Origin of the sequence: Pseudothauera hydrothermalis, from assembly GCF_003345255.1 — a bacterium.
Taxonomy (GTDB): Bacteria; Pseudomonadota; Gammaproteobacteria; order Burkholderiales; family Rhodocyclaceae; genus Pseudothauera; species Pseudothauera hydrothermalis.
The window spans coordinates 1,850,361-1,872,012 of record NZ_CP029331.1; the positions used below are offsets into that span (position 1 = coordinate 1,850,361).

21 protein-coding genes and 3 tRNA genes are annotated in these 21,652 nt (G+C 62.0%); 9 read left to right on the top strand and 15 right to left on the bottom strand.

Annotated features, from left to right (window positions below; translation table 11 throughout):
- Positions 1-2 precede the first annotated feature (2 nt).
- The 7 genes from DIE29_RS08945 to DIE29_RS08980 are packed head-to-tail and all read left to right on the top strand — an operon-like array spanning position 3 to position 5,366.
- Positions 3-428: a transcription regulator gene (locus DIE29_RS08945; RefSeq protein ID WP_114649697.1), complete on the top strand. Its 426-nt coding sequence runs from the start codon at positions 3-5 to the stop codon at positions 426-428.
- 13 nt (positions 429-441) lie between these two features.
- Positions 442-1,737 (top strand): nitrous oxide reductase family maturation protein NosD, encoded by a 1,296-nt coding sequence (locus DIE29_RS08950; protein ID WP_114649698.1) that lies wholly within the window; start codon positions 442-444, stop codon positions 1,735-1,737.
- 4 nt (positions 1,738-1,741) lie between these two features.
- The gene (locus DIE29_RS08955) at positions 1,742-2,677 is read left to right on the top strand and encodes an ABC transporter ATP-binding protein (protein ID WP_114650295.1); all 936 of its coding nucleotides are present in this window, start codon (positions 1,742-1,744) and stop codon (positions 2,675-2,677) included.
- Between the two features lie 14 nt (positions 2,678-2,691).
- Positions 2,692-3,507 (top strand): ABC transporter permease, encoded by an 816-nt coding sequence (locus DIE29_RS08960; protein ID WP_102041430.1) that lies wholly within the window; start codon positions 2,692-2,694, stop codon positions 3,505-3,507.
- Between the two features lie 38 nt (positions 3,508-3,545).
- Positions 3,546-4,085: a nitrous oxide reductase accessory protein NosL gene (locus tag DIE29_RS08965; RefSeq protein WP_102043149.1), complete on the top strand. Its 540-nt coding sequence runs from the start codon at positions 3,546-3,548 to the stop codon at positions 4,083-4,085.
- Positions 4,086-4,089: 4 nt separating this feature from the next.
- On the top strand, positions 4,090-4,743 hold the full coding sequence (locus tag DIE29_RS14830; RefSeq protein WP_237269433.1) for a hypothetical protein: 654 nt from the start codon (positions 4,090-4,092) through the stop codon (positions 4,741-4,743).
- Entirely contained in the window at positions 4,740-5,366 is a 627-nt protein-coding gene (locus DIE29_RS08980; RefSeq protein WP_102041429.1) for a nitrous oxide reductase accessory protein NosL, read from the top strand. Before DIE29_RS14830 ends, DIE29_RS08980 begins: the two co-directional genes overlap by 4 nt.
- A 142-nt stretch (positions 5,367-5,508) precedes the next feature.
- Here DIE29_RS08980 and DIE29_RS08985 read toward each other — a convergent pair whose 3' ends face one another.
- The 4 genes from DIE29_RS08985 to DIE29_RS09000 form a co-directional block, all read right to left on the bottom strand.
- Positions 5,509-5,913, bottom strand: a complete 405-nt coding sequence (locus DIE29_RS08985) for a c-type cytochrome (RefSeq protein ID WP_102041428.1) — start codon at positions 5,911-5,913, stop codon at positions 5,509-5,511.
- 108 nt (positions 5,914-6,021) lie between these two features.
- Positions 6,022-7,029: a type I asparaginase gene (locus DIE29_RS08990; protein WP_102041427.1), complete on the bottom strand. Its 1,008-nt coding sequence runs from the start codon at positions 7,027-7,029 to the stop codon at positions 6,022-6,024.
- Complete coding sequence (locus DIE29_RS08995; protein ID WP_114649699.1) at positions 7,026-8,426, bottom strand: aspartate ammonia-lyase; 1,401 nt, start codon at positions 8,424-8,426, stop codon at positions 7,026-7,028. Before DIE29_RS08995 ends, DIE29_RS08990 begins: the two co-directional genes overlap by 4 nt.
- A 73-nt stretch (positions 8,427-8,499) precedes the next feature.
- Positions 8,500-9,957: an alanine/glycine:cation symporter family protein gene (locus DIE29_RS09000; protein ID WP_114650296.1), complete on the bottom strand. Its 1,458-nt coding sequence runs from the start codon at positions 9,955-9,957 to the stop codon at positions 8,500-8,502.
- Between the two features lie 260 nt (positions 9,958-10,217).
- On the opposite strand from DIE29_RS09000, the gene DIE29_RS09005 reads away from it, so the two are divergent.
- Complete coding sequence (locus DIE29_RS09005) at positions 10,218-11,030, top strand: helix-turn-helix domain-containing protein (RefSeq protein ID WP_114649700.1); 813 nt, start codon at positions 10,218-10,220, stop codon at positions 11,028-11,030.
- A gap of 65 nt (positions 11,031-11,095) precedes the next feature.
- Here the strand turns inward: DIE29_RS09005 and DIE29_RS09010 are convergent.
- From DIE29_RS09010 to DIE29_RS09020, 3 genes are all read right to left on the bottom strand, one after another.
- Positions 11,096-11,171 (bottom strand) — tRNA-His (locus DIE29_RS09010).
- Positions 11,172-11,219: 48 nt separating this feature from the next.
- Positions 11,220-11,296 (bottom strand) — tRNA-Arg (locus tag DIE29_RS09015).
- A gap of 27 nt (positions 11,297-11,323) precedes the next feature.
- Positions 11,324-11,400, bottom strand: a tRNA-Pro gene (locus tag DIE29_RS09020).
- A 207-nt stretch (positions 11,401-11,607) separates the two neighbouring features.
- Between DIE29_RS09020 and dksA the strand changes: the two genes are divergently transcribed.
- On the top strand, positions 11,608-12,033 hold the full coding sequence (gene dksA / locus DIE29_RS09025) for an RNA polymerase-binding protein DksA (RefSeq protein WP_114649701.1): 426 nt from the start codon (positions 11,608-11,610) through the stop codon (positions 12,031-12,033).
- 86 nt (positions 12,034-12,119) lie between these two features.
- On the opposite strand, the gene pnp is transcribed toward dksA, so the two are convergent.
- The 8 genes from pnp to DIE29_RS09065 form a co-directional block, all read right to left on the bottom strand.
- On the bottom strand, positions 12,120-14,222 hold the full coding sequence (gene pnp, locus DIE29_RS09030; RefSeq protein WP_114649702.1) for a polyribonucleotide nucleotidyltransferase: 2,103 nt from the start codon (positions 14,220-14,222) through the stop codon (positions 12,120-12,122).
- Between the two features lie 167 nt (positions 14,223-14,389).
- Positions 14,390-14,659 carry a 30S ribosomal protein S15 gene (rpsO, locus tag DIE29_RS09035; protein ID WP_102041422.1) on the bottom strand — a complete coding sequence of 90 codons (270 nt, stop codon included), beginning with the start codon at positions 14,657-14,659 and terminating at the stop codon, positions 14,390-14,392.
- Between the two features lie 86 nt (positions 14,660-14,745).
- On the bottom strand, positions 14,746-15,666 hold the full coding sequence (truB, locus tag DIE29_RS09040) for a tRNA pseudouridine(55) synthase TruB (protein ID WP_114649703.1): 921 nt from the start codon (positions 15,664-15,666) through the stop codon (positions 14,746-14,748).
- A gap of 75 nt (positions 15,667-15,741) precedes the next feature.
- On the bottom strand, positions 15,742-16,167 hold the full coding sequence (gene rbfA, locus DIE29_RS09045) for a 30S ribosome-binding factor RbfA (RefSeq protein WP_114649704.1): 426 nt from the start codon (positions 16,165-16,167) through the stop codon (positions 15,742-15,744).
- A gap of 2 nt (positions 16,168-16,169) precedes the next feature.
- Entirely contained in the window at positions 16,170-18,992 is a 2,823-nt protein-coding gene (gene infB / locus DIE29_RS09050) for a translation initiation factor IF-2 (protein WP_114649705.1), read from the bottom strand.
- Between the two features lie 13 nt (positions 18,993-19,005).
- On the bottom strand, positions 19,006-20,481 hold the full coding sequence (gene nusA / locus DIE29_RS09055; protein ID WP_102041418.1) for a transcription termination factor NusA: 1,476 nt from the start codon (positions 20,479-20,481) through the stop codon (positions 19,006-19,008).
- A gap of 27 nt (positions 20,482-20,508) precedes the next feature.
- Positions 20,509-20,937, bottom strand: coding sequence for a ribosome maturation factor RimP (rimP, locus tag DIE29_RS09060; RefSeq protein WP_114649706.1), 429 nt, complete (start codon positions 20,935-20,937; stop codon positions 20,509-20,511).
- A 169-nt stretch (positions 20,938-21,106) separates the two neighbouring features.
- Positions 21,107-21,649, bottom strand: a complete 543-nt coding sequence (locus tag DIE29_RS09065) for a hydrolase (RefSeq protein ID WP_102041416.1) — start codon at positions 21,647-21,649, stop codon at positions 21,107-21,109.
- Between the last annotated feature and the right edge of the window lie 3 nt (positions 21,650-21,652).

Consider the following 21,652-nt stretch of genomic DNA (forward strand, 5'->3'; position numbering starts at 1 on the left):
ACATGGTCAACCCGACGATGCCTACCGATCCGGTCGAACCGCCCTATGCCGCTCGCGGCCCTCTGGGCCGACTCGCCGCTGAAGTATGGGACCACCTGTGGCCATGGAGCCGGGCCGGCTTCTCGCACCAGAAGGCCATTCAGACCGCCGGCCTGGCGCTGGCTGCCGGCGCCACGGTGATGTGGATCCTTGCGGCGATGGGCCGCCTGGACGCGGGCGCCATCATCGGCTGGTGGGTGAGCTGGAGCGTGTTCGAGGTGCTGGTGCGTCTGGGCGCCAAACCCTATGTCAAAGAAGGTCCGTGGTGGGGCCGCTGTTACCGCAAGGCGACTGCCATGGACATGGTGTGTTATGTCGGCTTCAAAAACCTGCTGATCGGCGCGGGCCTGTTCATCGCGCTGAAGTCCGCCGGCATGCTGGTCGTCTGAGGCCATCCGCACGATGACATCGCTTTCGGGGGCCTTTGCCCTGCTCCGCCTGTTCGCCGCTGCGCTGGCGCTCACGCTACTGCCTGGACTGGCCGCTGCCGCGAGCTTGCAGGTTCACCCCGGCGACTCCATCCAGGCCGCCATCGACCGCGCCGCGCCCGGCGACGTGATCGAGATCCACCGCGGGCGCTACTTTGAGAACCTGCTGATCGAAAAACCACTGACTTTGCGCGGCATCGACCGCCCGACGGTGAGCGGCGGCCTGAAGGGCGACACCATCCGCATCACCGCCGAGGACGTGGTGATCGACGGGCTGATCGTCAGCGACTCCGGCGACAGCCTGCTCGACCAGAACGCAGGCATCTACATCTGGCCGGGCGCGCATCGGGCCGTGGTGCGCAACTGCGACCTCACCTACAACCTGTTCGGCTTGTGGGTGGAAGGCGCCGACGACGTGCTGATCGAAAACAACGTGATCACCGGCAAGCGCGAATACCGCTCGCCGATGCGCGGCAACGGCATCCAGCTCTACAACACGCGACGCGCACGGGTGTTTGACAACAACATCAGCTTCGTGCGCGATGCGCTCTACGTCGATGTGACCCACGACGCCATTTTCCGCGGCAACAAGCTGCACCACAGCCGCTACGGCACCCACTACATGAACTCCTACCGCAACCTGTGGGAGGACAACGACGTGTGGATGAACCGCGGCGGGTTGGCGCTGATGGAAGTACGTGACCAGGTGGTGCGCAACAACCGTGTCTGGGCCAATTCGGACCACGGCATCATGCTGCGCACCATCCAGGACTCCAAGGTGGAAGGCAATGTGCTGGCCGGAAACGCCCGCGGTTTTTTCATCTACGACGCCGAGTACAACACCCTGCGCGACAACCTGATCACCGACAACATCGTCGGCGTGCACCTGTGGGCCGGCTCCAAGAACAACGTGGTCGAAGGCAACGACTTTGTCGCCAACCGTGAGCAGGTGCGCTACGTGGGTGCCCGCGACATGGTGTGGGGCGAAGAATCCGGCAACCACTGGAGCAACTACCTGGGCTGGGACCGCAACGGCGACGGTCTGGGCGATGTGCCCTACGAGGCCAACGACCTGGTCGACCGTCTGTCCTGGCGCCACCCGATGATGAAACTGCTGCTCGCCAGCCCCGCGGTGCAGACATTGCGCCTGGTCGGCCAGCAGTTCCCCCTGCTGCGTGCACCCAGCGTGGTCGACCCGAATCCGCGCATGCAGCCAAATAACGATAACTGGAGAAACTGGCGTGGAAAGCACTACCCCGGCAGCCGCTGAAGCCATTGGCCAGGCCGCCGAGCGCGCGCCGCAGGACGCGGTAATCGAAGTGCGCGGCGCGGCGCGCCACTACGGCGCGGTGCGTGCGGTCGACGGCGTGGATCTCGCCGTGGGCCGCGGAGAACTCTTCGGCCTGATCGGCCACAACGGCGCAGGCAAGAGCACCCTGTTCAAGATGATGCTCGGCCTGGTGCCGGTGAGCCGCGGCGAGATCCGCATCGACGGCACCGCGGTCGGCGGGCGCGACTTCCGTGCCGTGCGACGCAAGATCGGCTACCTGCCGGAGAACGTCGTGCTCTACGACAACCTCACCGGCCTGGAGACGCTGCACTTCTTCGCCCGTCTGAAGGGCGTGCAAAGTGGCGGCTGCGGCGCAGTGCTGGAGCGCGTCGGTCTGGCTCACGCCGCCGGCCGCCGGGTGCGCGAGTACTCCAAGGGCATGCGCCAGCGTTTAGGGTTTGCCCAGGCCCTGCTCGGACATCCGCAAATTCTCTTTTTGGACGAACCGACCACCGGCCTGGACCCGGAGGCGATACGCGAGTTCTACCTCATCCTGCGCGGCCTGCGTGCCGAGGGCGTGACCGTGGTGATTACCTCGCACATCCTGGCCGAGATCCAGCAAAGGGTCGACCGCCTGGCGATCATGGCCGCCGGCAAGGTACAGGCGCTGGGCACGGTGCAGGACCTGCGCGAGCAGATGGACCTGCCGCTGTGGTTCGACGTCCACATCGCCGAGGCTGATTTTGCCGCGGTGCGCGACGCTCTCGGCAGCTTGCCAGTGGGCACCATCGAGGCGCGCGACGGCCATGTGGCGGTGCAGGTACGGCGCGAATCGAAGATGGCAGTGTTGGCTGCGCTGGCCGCCTTGGGTAGTCGTGTGCGTGATCTGCATGTGCGCGAACCCTCGCTGGAAGACGTGTTCTTCGGCTTTTCCGACTGAAAAGGGGACACAGCATGGAGTTCTCGCAAATCGCCACCATCGCCGGCAAGGAATTCTGGGACCGCATCCGCAACCGCTGGGTGCTGGCCGTGGCCCTGGTGTTTACCGCCTTCGCACTGGTCATCGCCTACTTCGGCGCCGCCCAACAAGGCACGGTGGGTTTCCGCTCGATTGAGCTCACCATCGCCAGCCTGGTCAGCCTGGTGATCTACCTGATCCCGTTGATCGCCCTGGTGCTGGGCTTCGACGCCATCGTCGGCGAGCGCGAACGCGGCTCGCTCGATCTATTGCTGTCGATGCCGATCACCCGCTTCGAGCTCATCCTCGGCAAGTACCTGGGGCTGGCCGCCGCGCTGGCGTTTTCCACCGTAGCCGGCTTCGGCCTGGTGGCGGTGGTGCTCTCGGCACAACTCGACCTTGCCGCGCTGTTTCACTACTTCGGCTTCATGGTGAGCTCGGTGCTGCTCGGCATGGCCTTCCTCAGCCTCGCTGTGATGCTCTCGGTGTTCGCTGCCGACCGCACCCGCGCCTCGGGCCTGGCGATCGCCATGTGGTTCTTCTTCGTGCTGGTGTTCGACCTGCTGCTGCTCGGCGCGCTGGTATTGACCGGCGGCCAATTCGGTGGCGAAGCGCTGCCCTGGCTGCTGCTGCTCAACCCGGCGGACGTGTTCCGCATCCTCAACATCTTCAGCATGGACGACGTGCGCACCCTGTACGGCCTGGCTACGGTTTTCCCGCCCACCTTGGCCGAACCCTGGTTGCTCACCCTCGTCATGCTGGGCTGGATCGCCGCGCCGCTGGGCGTGGCGAGCTGGCGCTTCGGCAAATGAAGGCCGGCACAAGACCGGCGCAAACCTGGAGAAAACCCATGTGCAACCATCACCGCTGCATCAGCCGCCGCCGCTTCCTGGCGGCAACGGCCGCCTCGGGCCTGCTGGCCGCATGCGGGCAGTCATCGACCGATGGCAGCGCGCTGGTGCCGGTCGAGATCGACCGCAGCACCGCCTGCGCGCTCGACGGCATGCTGCTTGCCGACTACCCCGGCCCCAAGGCGCAGATCCACTACCAGGGCCGCGCCGAGCCCGACTTCTTCTGCGACACCGTGGAGATGTTCTCCATCTATTTGAACCCCGAGCAGGTGCGCACGGTGCGTGGGCTGTTCGTGCAGGACATGGGCAAGGCCAACTGGGACGCACCGATCGGCCACTGGATCGACGCACGCGGCGCCTGGTACGTGGTCGGTTCCAAGCGATTGGGCTCCATGGGCCCCACCATCGGCAGTTTTGCTCAAGAAAGCGACGCCAGAAAGTTTGCCGAAGAATATGGCGGCAATGTGCTGCGATTTGCCGACATCACGCCCGACATGGTGGTGCTCGACGGTGGTGCCCTCCACGACCAAAGGATGTAAGCGCATGGACAGCTTTTTTGACGCCCTGGAACCCGAGCAAGCCGCCGAGATCGAGCAACTGGCTCGTGTGATGTATGAAGCGCGCGAATACCGCCGGCTGCTTCTGGAGCCCTACCATACCGACGATCCGGCCGAACTGCTCGCGCGCATCGAAACCATGACCGCCGCCGGCCAATGCGAACACCCGACCTATGAGCACTATCTTGCCGTCTGCATCCTGGATGAGACCCGCAAGGCCGCGCGCACCCTGATGGCGGCCCGCCTCAGAGACAATCAGCCCGCAATCGAAGCACCTGCGGCCTGCCATCTGACGCTGTACGAAGCCCTCACCAAAGAGGTCGGCCAGATGTTCTCCGCACCGCCCGAGTTGCGCCAGGACGCGCTACTGCTGCGGCTATCCAACGGGGTCGAACTCACCGTCCACTATGCCTCACCCACCGCCTACTCGCTGCGCTGGAAGACCGCCGACGGCCAGCAACTGGGTATCGACACCGCGCCGGGCCACCGCGGCCTCGGTGCCGGCCCGCAACACCTGCACCGCGCCGACGGCCGCGTCACCGACGATCCGCTGACCCGCCCCGGCCAGCCGCCCTGGGACAACCTGCAGGCAGTGATCGGCGCGCTGCGTGACGATCCGCTGCTCACCGCACACAAATGAACCCGCTGCTGAAATCCCCGCGCTTACTTGGCAGCTTGGCCTTGGCCTGCTTCGGCTTCGGTGCGGTACTGGCGATGCTGCCCCAGGGCAGCTCGCGCAACGCCGACTTCATACCGCCGGCCGAGGATCTCTGCATCGTGCCCGCGGCGCGCCTCGCCGCCGCGCTGCCGTGGGACCCCGCCGCGGGCCTGCACATCCACGCTGCCCGCCCGGTGCCGGCGCAGGCACGCTGCCCGGTCTGCGGCATGTATCCGGCGCGCTACCCCCGCTGGGCGGCACAGCTCATCTTTGCCGACGGCGCAGCGCATTTCTTCGACTCCCCGGTCGATCTATTTATTTTCCTTGGCGACACTGCACGCTACGACCCGGAACGTGCCGGCAACACGGTCGCCGCCCTGTACGTGACCGACTTCGATACCGGTCGCTGGATCGCTGCGCACCAAGCCTATTTCGTCCTCGGTTCGGCGGTGCGCGGGCCGATGCGCGGCCCTGACCTGCCGGCATTTGCCAGCCGCGACCAAGCCAGTGCGTTTGCCGCTACCCAAGGTGGCGAAGTCGCCGCCTTTGCCGACATCACCCCGGCACGCGTTGCCAAGCTGCGCACCGCCAACCACGCGCACTAAATTCATGCGCCCGATGCGCTGGCGCATCATCATGGCGCTTGGCGCCTTAGCCGCTGTCGCCCGCTGAAAATACATACGGGGAGCCGCTGGGCTCCCCGGTCGATGACATCCGCAGCCGGCATCCCGCCGACCGAAAACGGTATCACTGCACTTTGGCGACCATGTAATCTACTGCCGCCTTGACCTCATCATCGGTCAGCGAGGCGCCGCCACCGCGCGGCGGCATCATGCCCTTCTCGCCCGTGAAGCCTTCGATGGCGTGTTTGTAGAGGGTATCGATGCCCTGTGCCAGGCGCGGGCCCCAGTCCGCCTTATCGCCAAGCTTGGGCGCGCCGGCCACCCCGGCGCCATGACACATGGCACAGGTTTTTTTATACACGCTCTCTCCGGCGGTATTGACCGGCGTGGCAGCCGGGGCGTATGCCGGTGCAGGCGCCGCGGCCACCGGTGCAGGCGCAGAAGCCGGTGCGGGTGGCGGCGCATCCTGGCCGCATGCCGCCAACAGCGCGGTGAGAAATGCAGCGATGCCTAAGGTTTTGAACTTCATCGAACAGTCTCCTGATCTGTAGGGGATGGTCTTTGAAAAGGCCAACGGCTGTCATGCTAGCGGTGCGCAGTGCCGGTGTGATTGACCCCCATCAAGTCCATACCCGCATCAGTCCAGTTCGCCGCACACGGGACGGCAAAATTGTGTTCGGATCTGCGCTGCATCCAGCCCGCACGCAATCAATACATGTAACTTGGCAAATGCGGCTTCCAGCGTGAGATTGGCACCCGCCACCACGCCAATTTCGGCCAGCGCCGACCCGGTGGCGTAGCTGCCCGGCACCACGCTGCCGGTGGCGCACTGGGTGATGTTGACCACCACCACACCGCGTGCCACCGCAGCGCCCAAAAGCGTCCGCAACGGCGCATCGGCCGTGGGGGCGTTGCCCACGCCGTAGCTACAGAGCACAAGCGCCCGCAGCGCTGGATCGGCAAGCAAGGCTTCGAGCACCGATGCCGACAAACCCGGGTAGACGGTCAGTGCCGCCACCGCAGAAGGGTCGAACACCGGTAGCCGGAACTCCCGCGCCCGAGGACGCAGCAGACGGTCTTCATGCACGACGATCCCGATGCCGGCTTCGGCAAGCGGCAAATAATTGGGTGATTCAAAAGCCGCCAAACGGTCGGCGTGTACCTTGCGGCTACGGTTGCCGCGCAACAGCCGGTTGCCGAAATAAATTGCCACCTCGCGGATGCGTGGGTCGGCAGCCAGTGCGAGTGCACCTTGCAAATTGGCTGGCGCGTCGCTGCGCGGCTGACCGAGTGGGATCTGCGCGCCGCTGAAAATCACGGGTTTGTCTGCACCTTGCAGCATGAAGGACAGTGCCGAAGCACTCCAGGCCATGGTATCGGTGCCATGCAGCACCACGAAGCCGTCCCATTCCTCCCAGCGCGCCACCAATTCGGCCGCAATTTCCCGCCAGTGCGCGGGTTGCAAATTGGCGCTGTCGATCGGCTGAGCCAGCTCCACCACCTCCCAGGCCGGCAGGCCGGCAAACGCGGCCAACTGCCGGCGCAACACCGCAGCAAAATCGGCCATCGGCCGATAGCCTCGTGCCGACGGCACCATGCCGATGGTGCCGCCGGCATACAGCACCAGGACGCGCGGCCGACTCACGCGGCAACCTGCGGCGCCAACATGGCCTGCGGACTAAGCAGCCGATCGACTTGCTCGGCCGAAAGCAAGCCTTCGGCAATCACCAACTCGCACACCGTGGCCTGACTGGTAAGTGCCTGAGCAGCAATGCGCGAAGCATTGGCATAGCCGATATACGGCACCAACGCGGTGACCACGCCGATACTGCGCTCGACATGAGCCCGACACTGCTCGCGATTGGCGCGGATACCGCGAATGCAGCGCACTTCCAGCATACGGCAGGCGGTAGCAAGCATTTTCAGCGAAGAAAACAGGTTATAGACGATCAGCGGCTCCATGGCATTGAGTTGCAACTGGCCGGCCTCGGCCGCCAAGGTCACTGCCAAGTCGTTACCGATGACCTGGAAAGCAGTCTGATTCACTGCTTCCGGGATCACCGGATTGACTTTGCCGGGCATGATCGACGAACCCGGCTGCATCGGCGGCAAGTGAATTTCACCCAGACCGGTACGCGGACCGCTGGAGAGCAAGCGCAAATCGTTGGCAAGTTTGGAAAGCTTGACTGCCAGCCGCTTCAACACCCCGGAAAACAACACGAAAGCGCCCATATCCGAGGTCGCCTCGACCAGGTTCGCGGCTGGCACAATCGGCTTACCGGAAATTTCGGCAAGATGGCGCACCGCCAGCCGAGCGTAGTCCGGATGGGTATTGATACCCGTGCCGATCGCAGTACCGCCAAGGTTGACCTCGCACAACAACACGCAGACTTCGCGCAAGCGGTCGATATCCTCCCCGAGATTCACCGCAAAGGCGTCAAACTCCTGACCCAAGGTCATGGGCACCGCATCTTGCAACTGGGTGCGCCCCATTTTCAGCACATCGGCAAATTCCCGGCCCTTTTCCGCCAAGGCTGACTTCAGACTGGTAATCGCCTCGATCAGCGGCTCGGTAGCGAACTGCAAACCGACACACACCGCCGTGGGATAGGCGTCGTTGGTCGACTGCGATTTATTCACATCGTCGTTTGGATGCAGGTGCTCATACGCCCCCTTGGGGTAACCCAGCTTTTCCAGCGCAAGATTGGCGATCACCTCATTGGCATTCATGTTGGTCGAGGTACCGGCGCCGCCCTGGATCAGATCGACCACGAACGCCTCATGCAGGCGACCGCGCATGATGTCCTCGCAGGCGGCAATGATGGCCTCGGCCTTGTGCGGCGGCAGCAAGCCGAGTTCGCAATTGGCACGCGCGGCGGCAGCCTTGACCATTGCCAGCGCGTTGATGAAATGGGGAAAGTGACTGATCGGCACCCCGGTAATCGCAAAGTTATCCACCGCACGCTGGGTCTGAATGCCAAACCAGCACTCGGCAGGCAATTCCATGTCGCCGAGCAAATCGTGTTCGATGCGGGTCGTCATCGTTGTGTTGCTCCTCAACTGTTCGGAAGAGCCTGCCATCGCTTAGTAAGCGACGGCAGGCCGCCACACGGGATCAAGCGGTGCGAAGCCGTGCATGAGCAGCGCGCTGCGCGTCTTCCTCTTCGAGCGTCCACGCCTGCGGATCGATGTTCAGGTCGGCAAACTTGGTCACATCGAACACCGGCTCATCCACACCGGCAGCGATTTGCTCGTCGAAATCACGCATCAAGCGCAATCCACGCTTGAACAACATGGCCAACGCAAACAAGTTGACCAGAGCAAGCGCGCCCATGGTGACATCCGCAAAGGCAAAGGCAGTCCCCAGGTCGGTGGTCGCGCCCCAGCCGCACAAACCGATTGCCACCACACGATACAACGCGATCAGCAGCGGATTACGTTCGCTGAAAAAAGCCAGACTGTTTTCACCAAGGTAGTAGTTGTAGATCACCGTGGTGAAGCCGAAGAGCATCAACGCAACGCTGACAAACACCCGCCCCCACTCACCGACATGGCCGGCCAGCGAAGCCTGTGTCAGCGCCACGCCACCGACCTCACTGGTCACGCCGGGCTGGTACACCGAGCCCAACAGCACGATGAAGGCGGTGCAGGAACACAGCACCAACGTGTCGATGAACACCGAAAAAGCCTGAACCACACCCTGGCTGGCCGGGTGCGGCACATAGGCCACCGCAGCCACATTGGGCGCGCTACCCAGTCCAGCCTCGTTGGAAAACAGCCCCCGCTTGACCCCCATCATGATGGCTGCGCCGATGCCGCCGCCGATCGCCGGCTCCAGGCCGAAGGCGCTCTTGACGATCAGCACAAACACCGCGGGAAGAGCCTCCAGGTTCAAAGCCACCACCGCCAGCGCGATTGCCAGGTAACCAATGGCCATCACCGGCACCAACACTTCGGCCACTACCGCGATCCGCCTGACCCCGCCGACCACAATGGCTGCCAGCACCGCAGCCAAACCTATGCCACTGGCCAGTACCGGAATGCCGAATGCATCTTCCAAGGATGTGGCTACCGAGTACGACTGCAGCGCATTGAAACCAAAGCCGAAGGTGACCAGCAGCAGCGCCGAATACAATCCAGCCAGCCATGCCCACTTCGCACCCATGCCGCGGGTGATGTAATACGCCGGCCCGCCGCGGTAGGTGCCGTCCGGCTCGGCCCGCTTATAAGCCTGCGCCAGCGTGCATTCAAAAAAGCTGGTGGCCATGCCGATCAGGCCGACCACCCACATCCAGAAAACCGCCCCCGGCCCACCAAGAGTGATCGCCACCGCCACGCCAGCGATGTTGCCACCGCCCACGCGGCCGGCCACTGACAGCATCAGCGCCTGGAAAGAGGACAAATGCCCATGCTTGTCGCGCGAGAATGCCTGGTTGGCACTCAAAATGCGGAACATGCGACCAAAATAGCGCAACTGCACAAAGCGTGAGCTGATCGTAAACAACAGGCCCAGGCCGATCAGCACCACGATCAGCACTTTGCTCCACAACAGATCATTGAGCAGATCAAGCATGGCGGCATCCTCCCCATCGGCGGCCCCCATGGCCGATCATGTCGCCCGCAGGGCGTGAGGAATTCGAGAAAGTGTGCATACGGGTCTCCATTGCGGCGCACGGCCGCTGTTGTCGTTTGATATGGAATGCGCATTTGACCAAGCGATAGGCACGGATTGAATTTGCCAAGCTGATTCAATTCGTCGCGACTTGACGCACAAAATGCGCCATACTGCGCCACTTTCATTCGCCGCAGCCGCCGCTGCAATAGTTGTCTGCCATGAACGAAGACTTTGCCCGCAACCTGCGCCTGCTATGCAGTTACTATCGCTCGATCGCCGAGGTCTGCCGCCGAATCGGCATCAACCGACCGCAATTCAATCGCTATCTGAGCGGACGCCATCTGCCGGCAGCAAACACGCTGCGCCGTTTCTGCGATTTTTTCGGTGTCGAGGAACACGAGATCATGCTGCCCAGCGCACAATTCCAGCGCCTGGTGCAAGTGCGTCCGCGCAGCGGCGCGGTGCCGGCTTCAAACGCACCCGAAGCGCCCCATTTGGCGCGGCTGCGCGAGATCGGCAGCGCCGGGCTAGACAAGTATCTGGGGTACTACTTCGAGACCTATCTGTCGATGGCCTGCCCGGGACGCATCCTACGCACCCTGGTATGCCTGGAACAGCGCGAGGAAGGAATTTATTACCAGCGTACCGAGCGGCTGATCGAGCATCCGCGGGAGAAGGCTTATCACGGCATCTACCTAGGCACTGCGCACTTTCTCACCGACCGAATTTTTCTCACCGATTATGAGACGCTGACCGGTTTGGAAATCACCCAAACCATTCTTTTTCCCTCGTTCAAGAACCGGGTCACCCGCCTGGCCGGGCTCAAATTGGGTGTGTCGGGCAGCGGCGAGCGCATGCCGTGTTGCGCCCGGGTCGTGTATGAATATCTCGGCCCACGCATCGACGTGCGTCGCGCCCTGCGGTTATGTGGGCTCTATGAGATGGACGATCCTCAGATCGACGAAGCCACCCGGCTTGCGGTCGTCAACACCTCTACCGCTGGTGAGTGGCATTTTCGCGCACGCTTCTGACGCGCGAAGCGAGCACAAAACAAAAAACGCCGGCCCGAAGGCCGGCGCTTTGTTTGCATGATACTTGGGGCGACATACCGGTCTCGAACCGGTGACCTTTGGAGCCACAATCCAACGCTCTACCAACTGAGCTAATGCCGCCACCATCAGGATCTCGGCAAACGCCGAGGCCCGAAAAACTTTTTACTTTGGCCTGCCCGGCAGGGATCGAACCTGCAACCCCCGGCTTAGAAGGCCGGTGCTCTATCCAATTGAGCTACGGGCAGATTCCGCGCGGGCATCATGGGGTGAGCTGGTCGGGGTGGAGGGATTTGAACCCCCGACATCTTGCTCCCAAAGCAAGCGCGCTACCGGACTGCGCTACACCCCGAGAGCGGCGAATCATACACACTCCACAGAAAGGCGTCAAACGTCTGAATGCGACGTCTGAGCACGAACAACTTACCGGCGCAAAACACAGCATATTCCGACGGTCCACGGCGACCGCTAGAAATTTCCCTTTACCGATATGCGCGGCTTGCCGGCCCCGAACCTTTCTGCTATTAAAACGCTTCCCTAAAAAACGGAAGTCGTAGTCATGGCAGAAGACATCCTGCACAAGCAGTTTCCGCCCTATGTTCCCGCCAAGGGCGAGGATTATATGAGCGAGAAGCAGTTGACACACTTCCGTAACATCCTCGACACGCTCAAGCGCGAGCTGATGGACGACATCGAACGCACGGTGCACACACTGCAAGACGAAGCCACGGTATTTGCCGACCCCAATGATCGCGCCAGCCAGGAATCGGACATCGCCTTGGAGTTGCGTAACCGCGATCGCGAACGCAAACTCATCAAGAAAATCGACGAAGCGCTCAAGCGCATCGAGGACGGCGAGTACGGTTATTGCGACAACTGTGGCGTGGAAATCGGCCTCAAGCGCCTGGAAGCCCGCCCCACCGCCACGCTGTGTATCGACTGCAAAACGCTGGAGGAAATGCGTGAACGGCAAATCGCCAAGTAACCCAGATAATTTTCGCGACTGCCGCAACAAATAAAAAGGGACGCTCACCGCGTCCCTTTTGTTGTTACCGACTTCAAGCGATTGCCTTAGCCAGCGTTTTGCGGCTCCAACAGGGCTTTCATCGACAGACGAATCTTGCCACGCTCATCGGTTTCCAGCACCTTGACCCGTACCACCTGGCCTTCTTTGACATAGTCGGCCACGTTATTTATGCGCTCGTTGGCAATCTGGGAGACGTGCAACAGACCGTCACGGCCCGGCATGATGTTCACAATCGCGCCGAAATCGAGCAGACGCACCACGGTGCCCTCATAGACCTTGCCAACCTCGACCTCGGCGGTAATTGCCTCGATTTTTTCCTTGGCAGCCTGGGCGCTGTCCCCGCTGACTGAGGAGATCGTCACCGTGCCGTCATCTTCGATTTCGATGACCGCGCCGGTCTCTTCCTGCAGCGCACGGATGACCGCACCACCTTTGCCGATCACGTCGCGGATTTTTTCCGGATTGATCTTCATGGTGATCATGCGTGGGGCAAACTCGGAAACCTCGCCACGCGCCGCGCCCAGCGCCGCCTTCATTTTCTCCAGAATATGCAAGCGACCCTCGCCGGCCTGCGCCAGCGCAACCTGCATGATTTCCTTGGTAATACCCTGGATCTTGATGTCCATTTGCAAGGCGGTAATACCTTTTTCGGTCCCCGCGACCTTGAAATCCATGTCACCAAGATGATCCTCGTCACCCAGGATGTCGGTCAGCACGGCAAAGCGGTTACCCTCCTTGATCAGCCCCATGGCAATACCGGCGACATGCGCTTTCATTGGCACGCCCGCATCCATCAGCGCAAGCGACCCGCCGCACACCGTGGCCATCGAACTAGAGCCGTTGGACTCGGTGATTTCCGACACCAGGCGGATGGTGTAGCTGAATTCTTCACTGGAGGGCAAAGCAGCCACTAAAGCACGCTTAGCCAGGCGACCGTGACCGACCTCACGGCGCTTGGTCACGCCAAAGCGGCCGGTCTCCCCGGTGCAAAACGGCGGGAAGTTGTAGTGCAGCATGAAGTTTTCTCGATACTCCCCGGAGATCGCGTCGATGATCTGCTCGTCGCGACCGGTGCCCAGCGTAGCCACCACCAGCGCCTGGGTCTCGCCACGGGTAAACAGCGCCGAGCCATGCGTGCGCGGCAATACACCGACCCGGATGTCGATCGGCCGCACGGTCCGGGTATCGCGCCCGTCGATCCGCGGCTCGCCATTGAGGATACGACTCCTTACGATCTTGGATTCGAGACTGAAAAAGATGTCTTTGATCTCATTGACCGACGGCGGGTTATCCACCCCTTCGGTCAGTTCCGCAATGACGCGCTTACGGATGTCGGCCAAGCGTTCGCTACGCGCCTGCTTGCTGGTGATGTTGAACGCCTGCTCCAGATCGGCCTGCGCCAGTTCGGTGATGCGGGCAATCAAGGGTTCATTGACCGGCGGCGGCTGCCAATCCCACTCGGGCTTGCCGGCGACCTCGACCAGCTCATTGATCGCACGGATGGCGTGCTGCATCTGCTCATGACCAAAAACGACCGCGCCCAGCATGACCTCTTCGGAAAGTTCCTTGGCTTCCGATTCGACCATCAGCACTGCGGCCTCGGTACCGGCAACCACCAGGTTCAGTTCGCTCGTCTTGAGTTGCTCGGCGGTCGGATTGAGCAAATACTGGCCGTTGGCATAGCCTACGCGTGCCGCGCCAATCGGACCATTGAACGGGATGCCAGACAGTGCGAGCGCGGCCGAGGAGCCAATCATTGCCGGAATGTCGGGATCGATCTCCGGATTCAGCGACAGCACCGTGGCAATGACCTGCACTTCGTTGTAGAAGCCGTCCGGGAAAAGCGGACGAATCGGACGGTCGATCAGCCGGGAAGTCAGGATTTCCTTTTCGGTCGGGCGCCCTTCGCGCTTGAAGAAGCCGCCGGGGATGCGGCCAGCGGCATAGAACTTTTCGACATAATCGACCGTCAGCGGAAAGAAATCCTGACCCGGCTTGGCCTCTTTGGCAGCCACGACAGTGGCCAATACCACGGTGTCGTCCATGTTGACGATGACGGCACCGCCAGCCTGGCGGGCGATTTCCCCGGTTTCCAGCGTAACGGTATGGGCGCCGTAGGCGAATGTTTTTTTGATGGCGTAAGGCAAGGGATATTCCTTTATCGATCAATGCAGCAGACTACAACTGCTTCTTCAGGGATGCCTGCAGCGCAGAAGTGACAAAGCCGGGTCGGCCCGAGGGGCACATCCCGGCTTTGCTGGCTTAGCTTGCCGTGTCCGGCTTCGGCGCTGTCGGACTCGTCACGGCTGAAGGCTTACTTGCGCAGACCCAAGCGCTCAATCAGCGTGCGATAGCTGTCGGCGTTGGTACGCTTCAGATAGTCCAGCAGCTTGCGACGACGGCTGACCATCTTGAGGAGCCCGCGGCGGGAGTGGTGATCCTTGGCGTTGGCCTTGAAGTGCCCGGTCAGGCCGTTGATGCGCGCAGTCAGAAGGGCCACCTGAACTTCCGGGGAACCGGTGTCGCCCTTGGCGCGCTGATATTCGGCAACGACTTGCGCCTTGGTAGTGGTATCGAGAGCCATGTGCGTGTTTTCTCTGTTATTTCTGTCAATCAGAAGAGGCGGATTATAACGGACGCTTGATATGAATTTCAATCACGTCCCTGTTTTTACCCCAGCGCCGAGCCCACCTTGCCGTTTGCCACCAGACGTTTGGGTAATAAACGGCCCTGCCCATCGGTTTGCCCGATTCCCAGAAAACGCCCGGCGGCATACAGGCGCAGTTGCCCCGCCTTGGTGCCTGGCAAGGGCAACTGACGGCCTTGCATGATCGCTGCAGCGCACACCGCGTCAAGTTCGATAGCGGGCAAATGGGCAACCAAGGTATCGACCGGCGCCAGCATTGCGTCGCGAGCAGGACCTTCAGGCGCGGCTTCGAGCGCTTCGAGAGTGACCGCCGCGGACAAATTCAACGGCCCGATCCGGGTTCTGCGTAGCGCCATCAGGTGAGCGCCACACCCCAAAACCCGACCGAGGTCGACGGCCAAGGTGCGAATGTAGGTGCCCTTACTACAATCGACGCGCAGGCTGAGCGTATCGCCGTCGCAATCGAGCAACACCAAGGTATGGATGCGCACCAAGCGTGGCGCGCGCTCGACTTCGATACCCGCGCGCGCGTATTCATACAAAGGTTTGCCGTCACGTTTGAGCGCCGAATACATCGGCGGTATCTGCTCGATTTCGCCACGAAAACGCGCCAGCGCCGACTCCACGGTACGCCGGTCGACCGCCACGGTCGCGGTGGCGATGACTTGGCCTTCGGCATCCCCGGTATCGGTCTCCACCCCGAGTCGCAGAACCGCCTCGTAACATTTATCGGCCTCGAGCAACAGTTGCGAAAACTTGGTCGCCTCACCGAAGGTGAGCGGCAGCAATCCGGTTGCCATCGGATCTAGGGTACCGGTATGCCCGGCCTTGGCGGCTTTGAACAACCACCTGGCGCGTTGCAAGGCAGCATTGGAACTCAAGCCCTGGGGTTTATCGAGCAGCAGCAGACCGTCGACCGGTCGGCGCGGTGGGCGGGATGACATGCGGTTCAAGAAAAAAAGCGGCAACGACAGGAAGGTCGACGGCAGGAGGGCAACACCACACCCACCGGGTCGCGCTCAATCGTCCGGGGGGGCGCTGTTTTGCCCGGATAGACCAGGCCCCGAGTTCGACTGGGATTGCTGACGCGCTTCGTCCTGGCGCACCGCTTCATCGATCAGACGCGACAAGCGACTGCCCTGCTCCAGCGATTTATCGTAGTAAAAATGCAGTGCCGGCGTGGTGTGGATGCGCACCCGCCGGCCCAGTTCGCGGCGCAAAAAACCGCTGGCGCGCTGCAAACCGGCAAGAATGTCATCCAATCCTTCTTCACCGGTCATGGAAGTGAAAAAGACTTTGGCATGCGCGTAATCCGGCGTGAGCTCCACGTCGGTAAGCGAGATCATGCCTATGCGCGGGTCCTTCACCTCCAGCCGGATCAACTCGGCCAGCTCGCGGCGGATTTGCTCGGCCACACGCTGGCCGCGCGAGTACTCCTTGGGCATGGTCAAAGCGTCCTCGCCACTTCGCGCACCTCGAAGATTTCGAGCTGATCGCCTTCGTGGATGTCGTTGTAGTGCTTCAATTGCAAGCCGCACTCATAGCCGGCCTTGACTTCCTTGACGTCATCCTTGAAGCGCTTGAGCGACTCCAGCTCTCCGGTCCACACCACCACATTGTTGCGCAGCAGGCGGGCGGAAGAGCCGCGCTTGACCACGCCCTCGAGCACGTAGCAGCCAGCCACCGCGCCGACCTTGGAAATATTGAACACTTGGCGGATTTCCACCAGACCGATGATTTCCTCGCGTTTCTCCGGCGCCAGCATGCCAGACAGTGCCGCTTTCACCTCATCCACCGCATCGTAGATGATGTTGTAGTAACGGATATCGACGCCGAAATTTTCGGCCAGCTTGCGCGCACCCGCGTCGGCGCGGATGTTGAAGCCCAAAATGACCGCACCGGAGGCTTGCGCCAGATTCACGTCCGATTCGGTGATGCCGCCGACCGCAGCGTGGATGACGTTGACCCGGACCTCATCGGTCGAGAGCTTTTGTAGCGCCTGCACCAGGGCCTCTTGGGAGCCTTGCACATCCGCTTTGATGATGAGGGACAAGGTCTTGACTTCGCCCTCGGCCATCTGCTCAAACATGTTCTCCAGCTTAGCGGCCTGCTGTTTGGCCAGCTTGACATCGCGGAACTTGCCTTGACGGAACAGCGCGATTTCACGCGCTTTTTTCTCATCGAGCAGTACGATGGCTTCATCGCCCGCGCCCGGCACATCCGACAAACCGAGAATTTCAACCGGAATCGAAGGGCCGGCCTCGTCAATGGGTTTGCCGTTTTCGTCGAGCATCGCCCGAATACGGCCAAAGGTGGCGCCGACCAGCAGCACATCACCTTTTCTCAAGGTGCCCGATTGCACCAACATGGAGGCCACCGGGCCGCGCCCCTTGTCTAGGCGCGCTTCGATGATCAACCCCTTGGCCGGGGTATCCACCGGTGCTTTCAGTTCCAACACTTCGGCCTGCAGCAAGATGGCTTCGAGCAGGTCATCGATCCCCGCACCGGTCTTTGCCGACACCGGCACGAACATCACATCCCCGCCATATTCTTCCGGCACTACGCTCTCAGCGATCAGTTCTTGTTTGACACGCTCAGGGTTGGCCTCTGGCTTATCGATCTTGTTGACCGCCACCACCAACGGCACGCCAGCGGCCTGAGCGTGGTGGATGGCTTCGCGGGTTTGCGGCATCACGCCGTCATCGGCAGCCACCACCAGCACCACGATATCGGTGGCTTTGGCACCCCGTGCGCGCATGGCGGTAAAGGCTTCATGGCCCGGGGTATCGAGGAAGGTCAACATGCCGCGCGCGGTCTCGACATGGTAGGCGCCGATGTGCTGAGTAATGCCGCCATATTCGCCCGCAGCCACTTTGGCGCGGCGAATGTAGTCCAGCAACGAGGTCTTGCCATGGTCGACATGACCCATGACCGTCACCACCGGCGCACGCGGCTTGAGTTCGGCGTCCTTGTGCTCGGTACTCTCTTCCAGGAACGCGTCCGGATCGTCGAGCTTGGCCGCAACCGCCTTGTGGCCCATCTCCTCGACCACGATCATTGCGGTATCCTGATCCAGCACCTGGTTGATGGTGACCATGGTACCCATCTTCATCAGGGTCTTGATCACCTCGGTCGCCTTGACCGCCATTTTGTGGGCCAGATCCGCCACGGTGATGGTTTCAGGCACGTGCACTTCGCGCACTACCGGCTCGACCGGAGCCTGGAAACCAGCACGCTCATCGCCGTGGTGGCGACCACCTTGCCGGCCACCGCCTTTGACCCCTTTCCAGCCGCCGCCACCGCCGATTTCGCCGCGCGTCTTGAGTCCGCCGCGACGCTTGACATCGTCGGTGTCGCGCGCATCGCGCCCGCCGCCCCGTTTGCCCTCTTTGCCGCCTTTGTCATCGGCCTTGGCGGGGCGATGCAGCGTGCCGCTTGCCCCCTTGGGGGCAGCCTTGGGCTGCTCGGCTTTCTTGGCCTCCGCCCGGGCGCGGGCCGCTTCTTCCATCTTACGGGCTTCGGCAGCCGCACGCGCCGCGACCTCGCGCTCTTGACGGGCGCGAAGATCGGCCGCCTGACGTTCGAGCAACTCGCGCTGCCGGCGCTCCTCGCGCTCCCGCGCGGCCAGTTCTTCCTCGCTCAGCAGTGAAGCGATCGACACCGGTGCGGCGGGCTTGGCCGGGGTTGGCGGCTCGTCATGCGCCTTGTCATCGGCGGCAGGTTCGCTCACCGGTTCGGCGGCTTCGTCTGCCTGCGGCGCCTGAGCAAGCGGCTCCGGCACCGGCTCGGCGACCGGCTCGGGCGCTCTACTGCTCGGGCTATCCGGCTGAGGTGCCGGTTCGGATGCGGCGACCGGGGCCACGGTGTCCGGCTCGGCGCTCGGTTCGCTCGCCGACACCGGCGCCGGCACGGGAATCGCAGCAGGTGCGACGCCCACGCTTTCCGCATCAGCCTGTAGCTCGGCAAGCAACTCTTCACGCTTGACGAACGTGCGTTTTTTTCGCACCTCGACCTGTACGGTGCGCGCCCGGCCGGTCGAATCGGTGGCGCGGATCTCGGTGGTCTGCTTGCGGGTCAGGGTGATCTTGCCCTTGGGCTCGGTATCGCCATGCGACCGACGAAGGTATTCAAGCAACCGGGCTTTGTCCTGTTCGCTCAACAGGTCATCGGCGCCGGTCTTCTCGACACCGGCCCGCCTCAGTTGCTCGAGCAGCACCGCAGCCGGCATTTTGAGTTCGCCGGCAAACTGGGTCACGCTCATCTGTTCCATCTATGCCCTCCCGTCATTCTTCGAACCAATGGGCGCGGGCGGTCGAAATCAGCGCCTTGGCTCGTTCTTCGTCAATCCCGGCGAGTTCGACCAGTTCATCCACCGCCAGATCGGCAAGCTCGTCACGGGTGCGAATGCCCTGACCGGCCAGCGCCGCGGCCAGAGATTTGTCCATGCCTTCCAGACCGAGCAGATCGTCGGAGACTTTTTCCAGTTGCTCCTCGGTCACGATCGCCTCGGTGAGCAGGACGTTGCGCGCGCGATTGCGCAGCTCGGTGACCGTTTCCTCGTCGAAAGCCTCGATTTCGAGCATTTCCGCCAAGGGCACATAGGCGATTTCTTCCAGCGAAGAAAAGCCTTCGTCGATCAGGATATCGGCCACCTCATCGTCCACATCCAGCTTGGTCATGAACAAGCTGCGCAGCGCCTGGCGTTCGCGCTCGGATTTTTCGGCCGACTCTGCCTCACTCATCAGGTTGATCGTCCAGCCGGTCAGCTCGGAAGCAAGCTTGACGTTCTGGCCGCTGCGACCAATGGCGATAGCAAGGTTGTTTTCATCGACCACCACATCCATCGCATGGGACTCTTCGTCCACCACGATGGAGACCACTTCTGCCGGCTGCAGCGCCGCGATGACGAACTGGGCCGGTTCCGGCGACCACACGATGATATCGATCTGCTCGCCGCCGATTTCGTTGCGCACCGCGGTCACGCGCGAACCGCGCAGACCGACACAAGTGCCGATCGGATCGATACGCGGATCGTTGGATTTGACCGCGATTTTGGCACGCAGCCCCGGATCGCGCGCGCACGCTTTGATTTCCAGCAAACCGTCCTCGATTTCAGGCACTTCGAGCTCGAAGAGCTTCATCAGAAATTCCGGCGCGGTGCGCGACAAGATCAACTGCGGACCGCGAGCACTGCGGTCGACACGCAGCAGATAGGCCTTGACCCGGTCGCCCACGCGCAGGTTTTCCTTGGGGATCATCTGATCGCGTGGCAGTACCGCCTCCAAGCGGCCAACCTCGATGATGGCGTTACCACGCTCCATGCGCTTGATCGAGCCGGACACCAGAAATTCTTTGCGCTCTAGAAAATCGTTGAGCACCTGCTCGCGTTCGGCATCCCGGATTTTCTGCAAAATCACCTGCTTGGCGGCCTGCGCGCCGATACGACCGAAATCGATCGACTCCAGCGACTCCTCGATGTAATCGCCGATCTGAACATCGGGCTTGATTTCACGCGCGTCGATGATGCCCATCTCGGCCGCGTCATTGGTCACTTCCTCATCGGGCATGACCAACCAGCGACGGACCGATTCGTAATCACCGGTTGCCCGATCGATGCGGACCACCACGTCCGCGTCATCATGGATGCGCTTCTTGGTTGCGGAAGCGAGCGCCGATTCCAGCGCAGCGAACACGATGTCCTTGGCAACGTTCTTCTCACGCGCCAGGGCATCTACAAGCAGCAGAATTTCGCGGCTCATTTCCTCAAAACCTCCACATCCGAATGCTCAAAACTTGGGAACAAGGCGTGCCTTGTCGATTTGGTCAAAGGCAAAGACAAATTCACCTTTTTCGGTACTCAGCACAACGGCACCGTCCTTCACACCACCGAGCACACCCATGAAATTTTTTTGATTGCCAACAGGGGCCAGCAACTTCACCTGGGCCTCTTGCCCGGCAAAGCGCTCGAAGTCGGCCAGTTTCTTGAGCGGCCGATCCAGTCCAGGGGATGACACTTCCAGACGGTCGTAGTCGACATTCTCGACCTCGAACACCCGGGTTAGCTGGTTGCTGACCGTGGCGCAGTCATCCACGGTCACGCCCCGCTCGATATCGATGAATACGCGCAGCAGACGCCCCTTCGGGGACACCTCCAAATCCACCAACTCGAAGCCAAGCCCGCCGACGACCTGCTCGACCAAACCTTGCAGATTCATTTGCCCGCCCACAAATAAAAAATGGGCGAAACGCCCATCCCTGTTGAATTCAACTGGAAACAGCCGGGGCCCGCCACAATGGGCGGGCCTATAAAATCTTTTCAATTATAAACCTTTGGCACGCTAGCGGCAATGCAAGCGGTGCAGCGTGCGGCCCCGACTACAGCGATCAACGGATGAATTCGCGGTTGATTGCCGAAAACTGCGCCGTTCCCCCGCGTTGCAACCATTCAAAGGCCACCATCTCCCGCGAGACGATCTCGATGCCATGCTGGCGCATGCGCGCAAGCGCCAGATCCCGGTTGGCCGGGGATCGTGAGCCCACGGCATCGGCCACCACGAAAACCTCCTTACCCGCCCAGCGCAGGTCCAGCGCAGTCTGCAGCACGCAGACATGCGCCTCGGTGCCGCATACCACCACCTGGCGGCGGCGATCGACCGCGGTCGTCGCCAGACAGCCATCCGCATGGGCGGAAAAAGCTTCTTTACCGACAACCTGGGCAGCGGCAGCCGCCGCACGCAGCGTATCGACCGTGGGACCGATCTTTTCAGCACAATGCTCGGTGATCACGACCGGCACGCCGACACGTTCGGCCAAACGGGCCAACCAAACGCAATGGGCTACGATCTGCGCGCCCTCGTGGATGGCCGGCGCCAGGCGGCTTTGCACATCCACGATCAGCACACTGCAGTCTTGCGCGCTCATCAGCATGGC

Excerpts from the sequence above, each read along its gene's own strand:
- DIE29_RS08945 (WP_114649697.1), top strand. The coding sequence starts at position 3 with ATGGTCAACCCGACGATGCCTACCGATCCGGTCGAACCGCCCTATGCC.
- DIE29_RS08950 (WP_114649698.1), top strand. The coding sequence starts at position 442 with ATGACATCGCTTTCGGGGGCCTTTGCCCTGCTCCGCCTGTTCGCCGCT.
- DIE29_RS08960 (WP_102041430.1), top strand. The coding sequence starts at position 2,692 with ATGGAGTTCTCGCAAATCGCCACCATCGCCGGCAAGGAATTCTGGGAC.
- DIE29_RS08965 (WP_102043149.1), top strand. The coding sequence starts at position 3,546 with ATGTGCAACCATCACCGCTGCATCAGCCGCCGCCGCTTCCTGGCGGCA.
- DIE29_RS14830 (WP_237269433.1), top strand. The coding sequence starts at position 4,090 with ATGGACAGCTTTTTTGACGCCCTGGAACCCGAGCAAGCCGCCGAGATC.
- DIE29_RS08980 (WP_102041429.1), top strand. The coding sequence starts at position 4,740 with ATGAACCCGCTGCTGAAATCCCCGCGCTTACTTGGCAGCTTGGCCTTG.
- DIE29_RS08985 (WP_102041428.1), bottom strand. The coding sequence starts at position 5,913 with ATGAAGTTCAAAACCTTAGGCATCGCTGCATTTCTCACCGCGCTGTTG.
- DIE29_RS08995 (WP_114649699.1), bottom strand. The coding sequence starts at position 8,426 with ATGACGACCCGCATCGAACACGATTTGCTCGGCGACATGGAATTGCCT.
- DIE29_RS09000 (WP_114650296.1), bottom strand. The coding sequence starts at position 9,957 with ATGCTTGATCTGCTCAATGATCTGTTGTGGAGCAAAGTGCTGATCGTG.
- DIE29_RS09005 (WP_114649700.1), top strand. The coding sequence starts at position 10,218 with ATGAACGAAGACTTTGCCCGCAACCTGCGCCTGCTATGCAGTTACTAT.
- dksA (WP_114649701.1), top strand. The coding sequence starts at position 11,608 with ATGGCAGAAGACATCCTGCACAAGCAGTTTCCGCCCTATGTTCCCGCC.
- rpsO (WP_102041422.1), bottom strand. The coding sequence starts at position 14,659 with ATGGCTCTCGATACCACTACCAAGGCGCAAGTCGTTGCCGAATATCAG.
- truB (WP_114649703.1), bottom strand. The coding sequence starts at position 15,666 with ATGTCATCCCGCCCACCGCGCCGACCGGTCGACGGTCTGCTGCTGCTC.
- rbfA (WP_114649704.1), bottom strand. The coding sequence starts at position 16,167 with ATGCCCAAGGAGTACTCGCGCGGCCAGCGTGTGGCCGAGCAAATCCGC.
- infB (WP_114649705.1), bottom strand. The coding sequence starts at position 18,992 with ATGGAACAGATGAGCGTGACCCAGTTTGCCGGCGAACTCAAAATGCCG.
- nusA (WP_102041418.1), bottom strand. The coding sequence starts at position 20,481 with ATGAGCCGCGAAATTCTGCTGCTTGTAGATGCCCTGGCGCGTGAGAAG.
- rimP (WP_114649706.1), bottom strand. The coding sequence starts at position 20,937 with ATGAATCTGCAAGGTTTGGTCGAGCAGGTCGTCGGCGGGCTTGGCTTC.
- DIE29_RS09065 (WP_102041416.1), bottom strand. The coding sequence starts at position 21,649 with ATGCTGATGAGCGCGCAAGACTGCAGTGTGCTGATCGTGGATGTGCAA.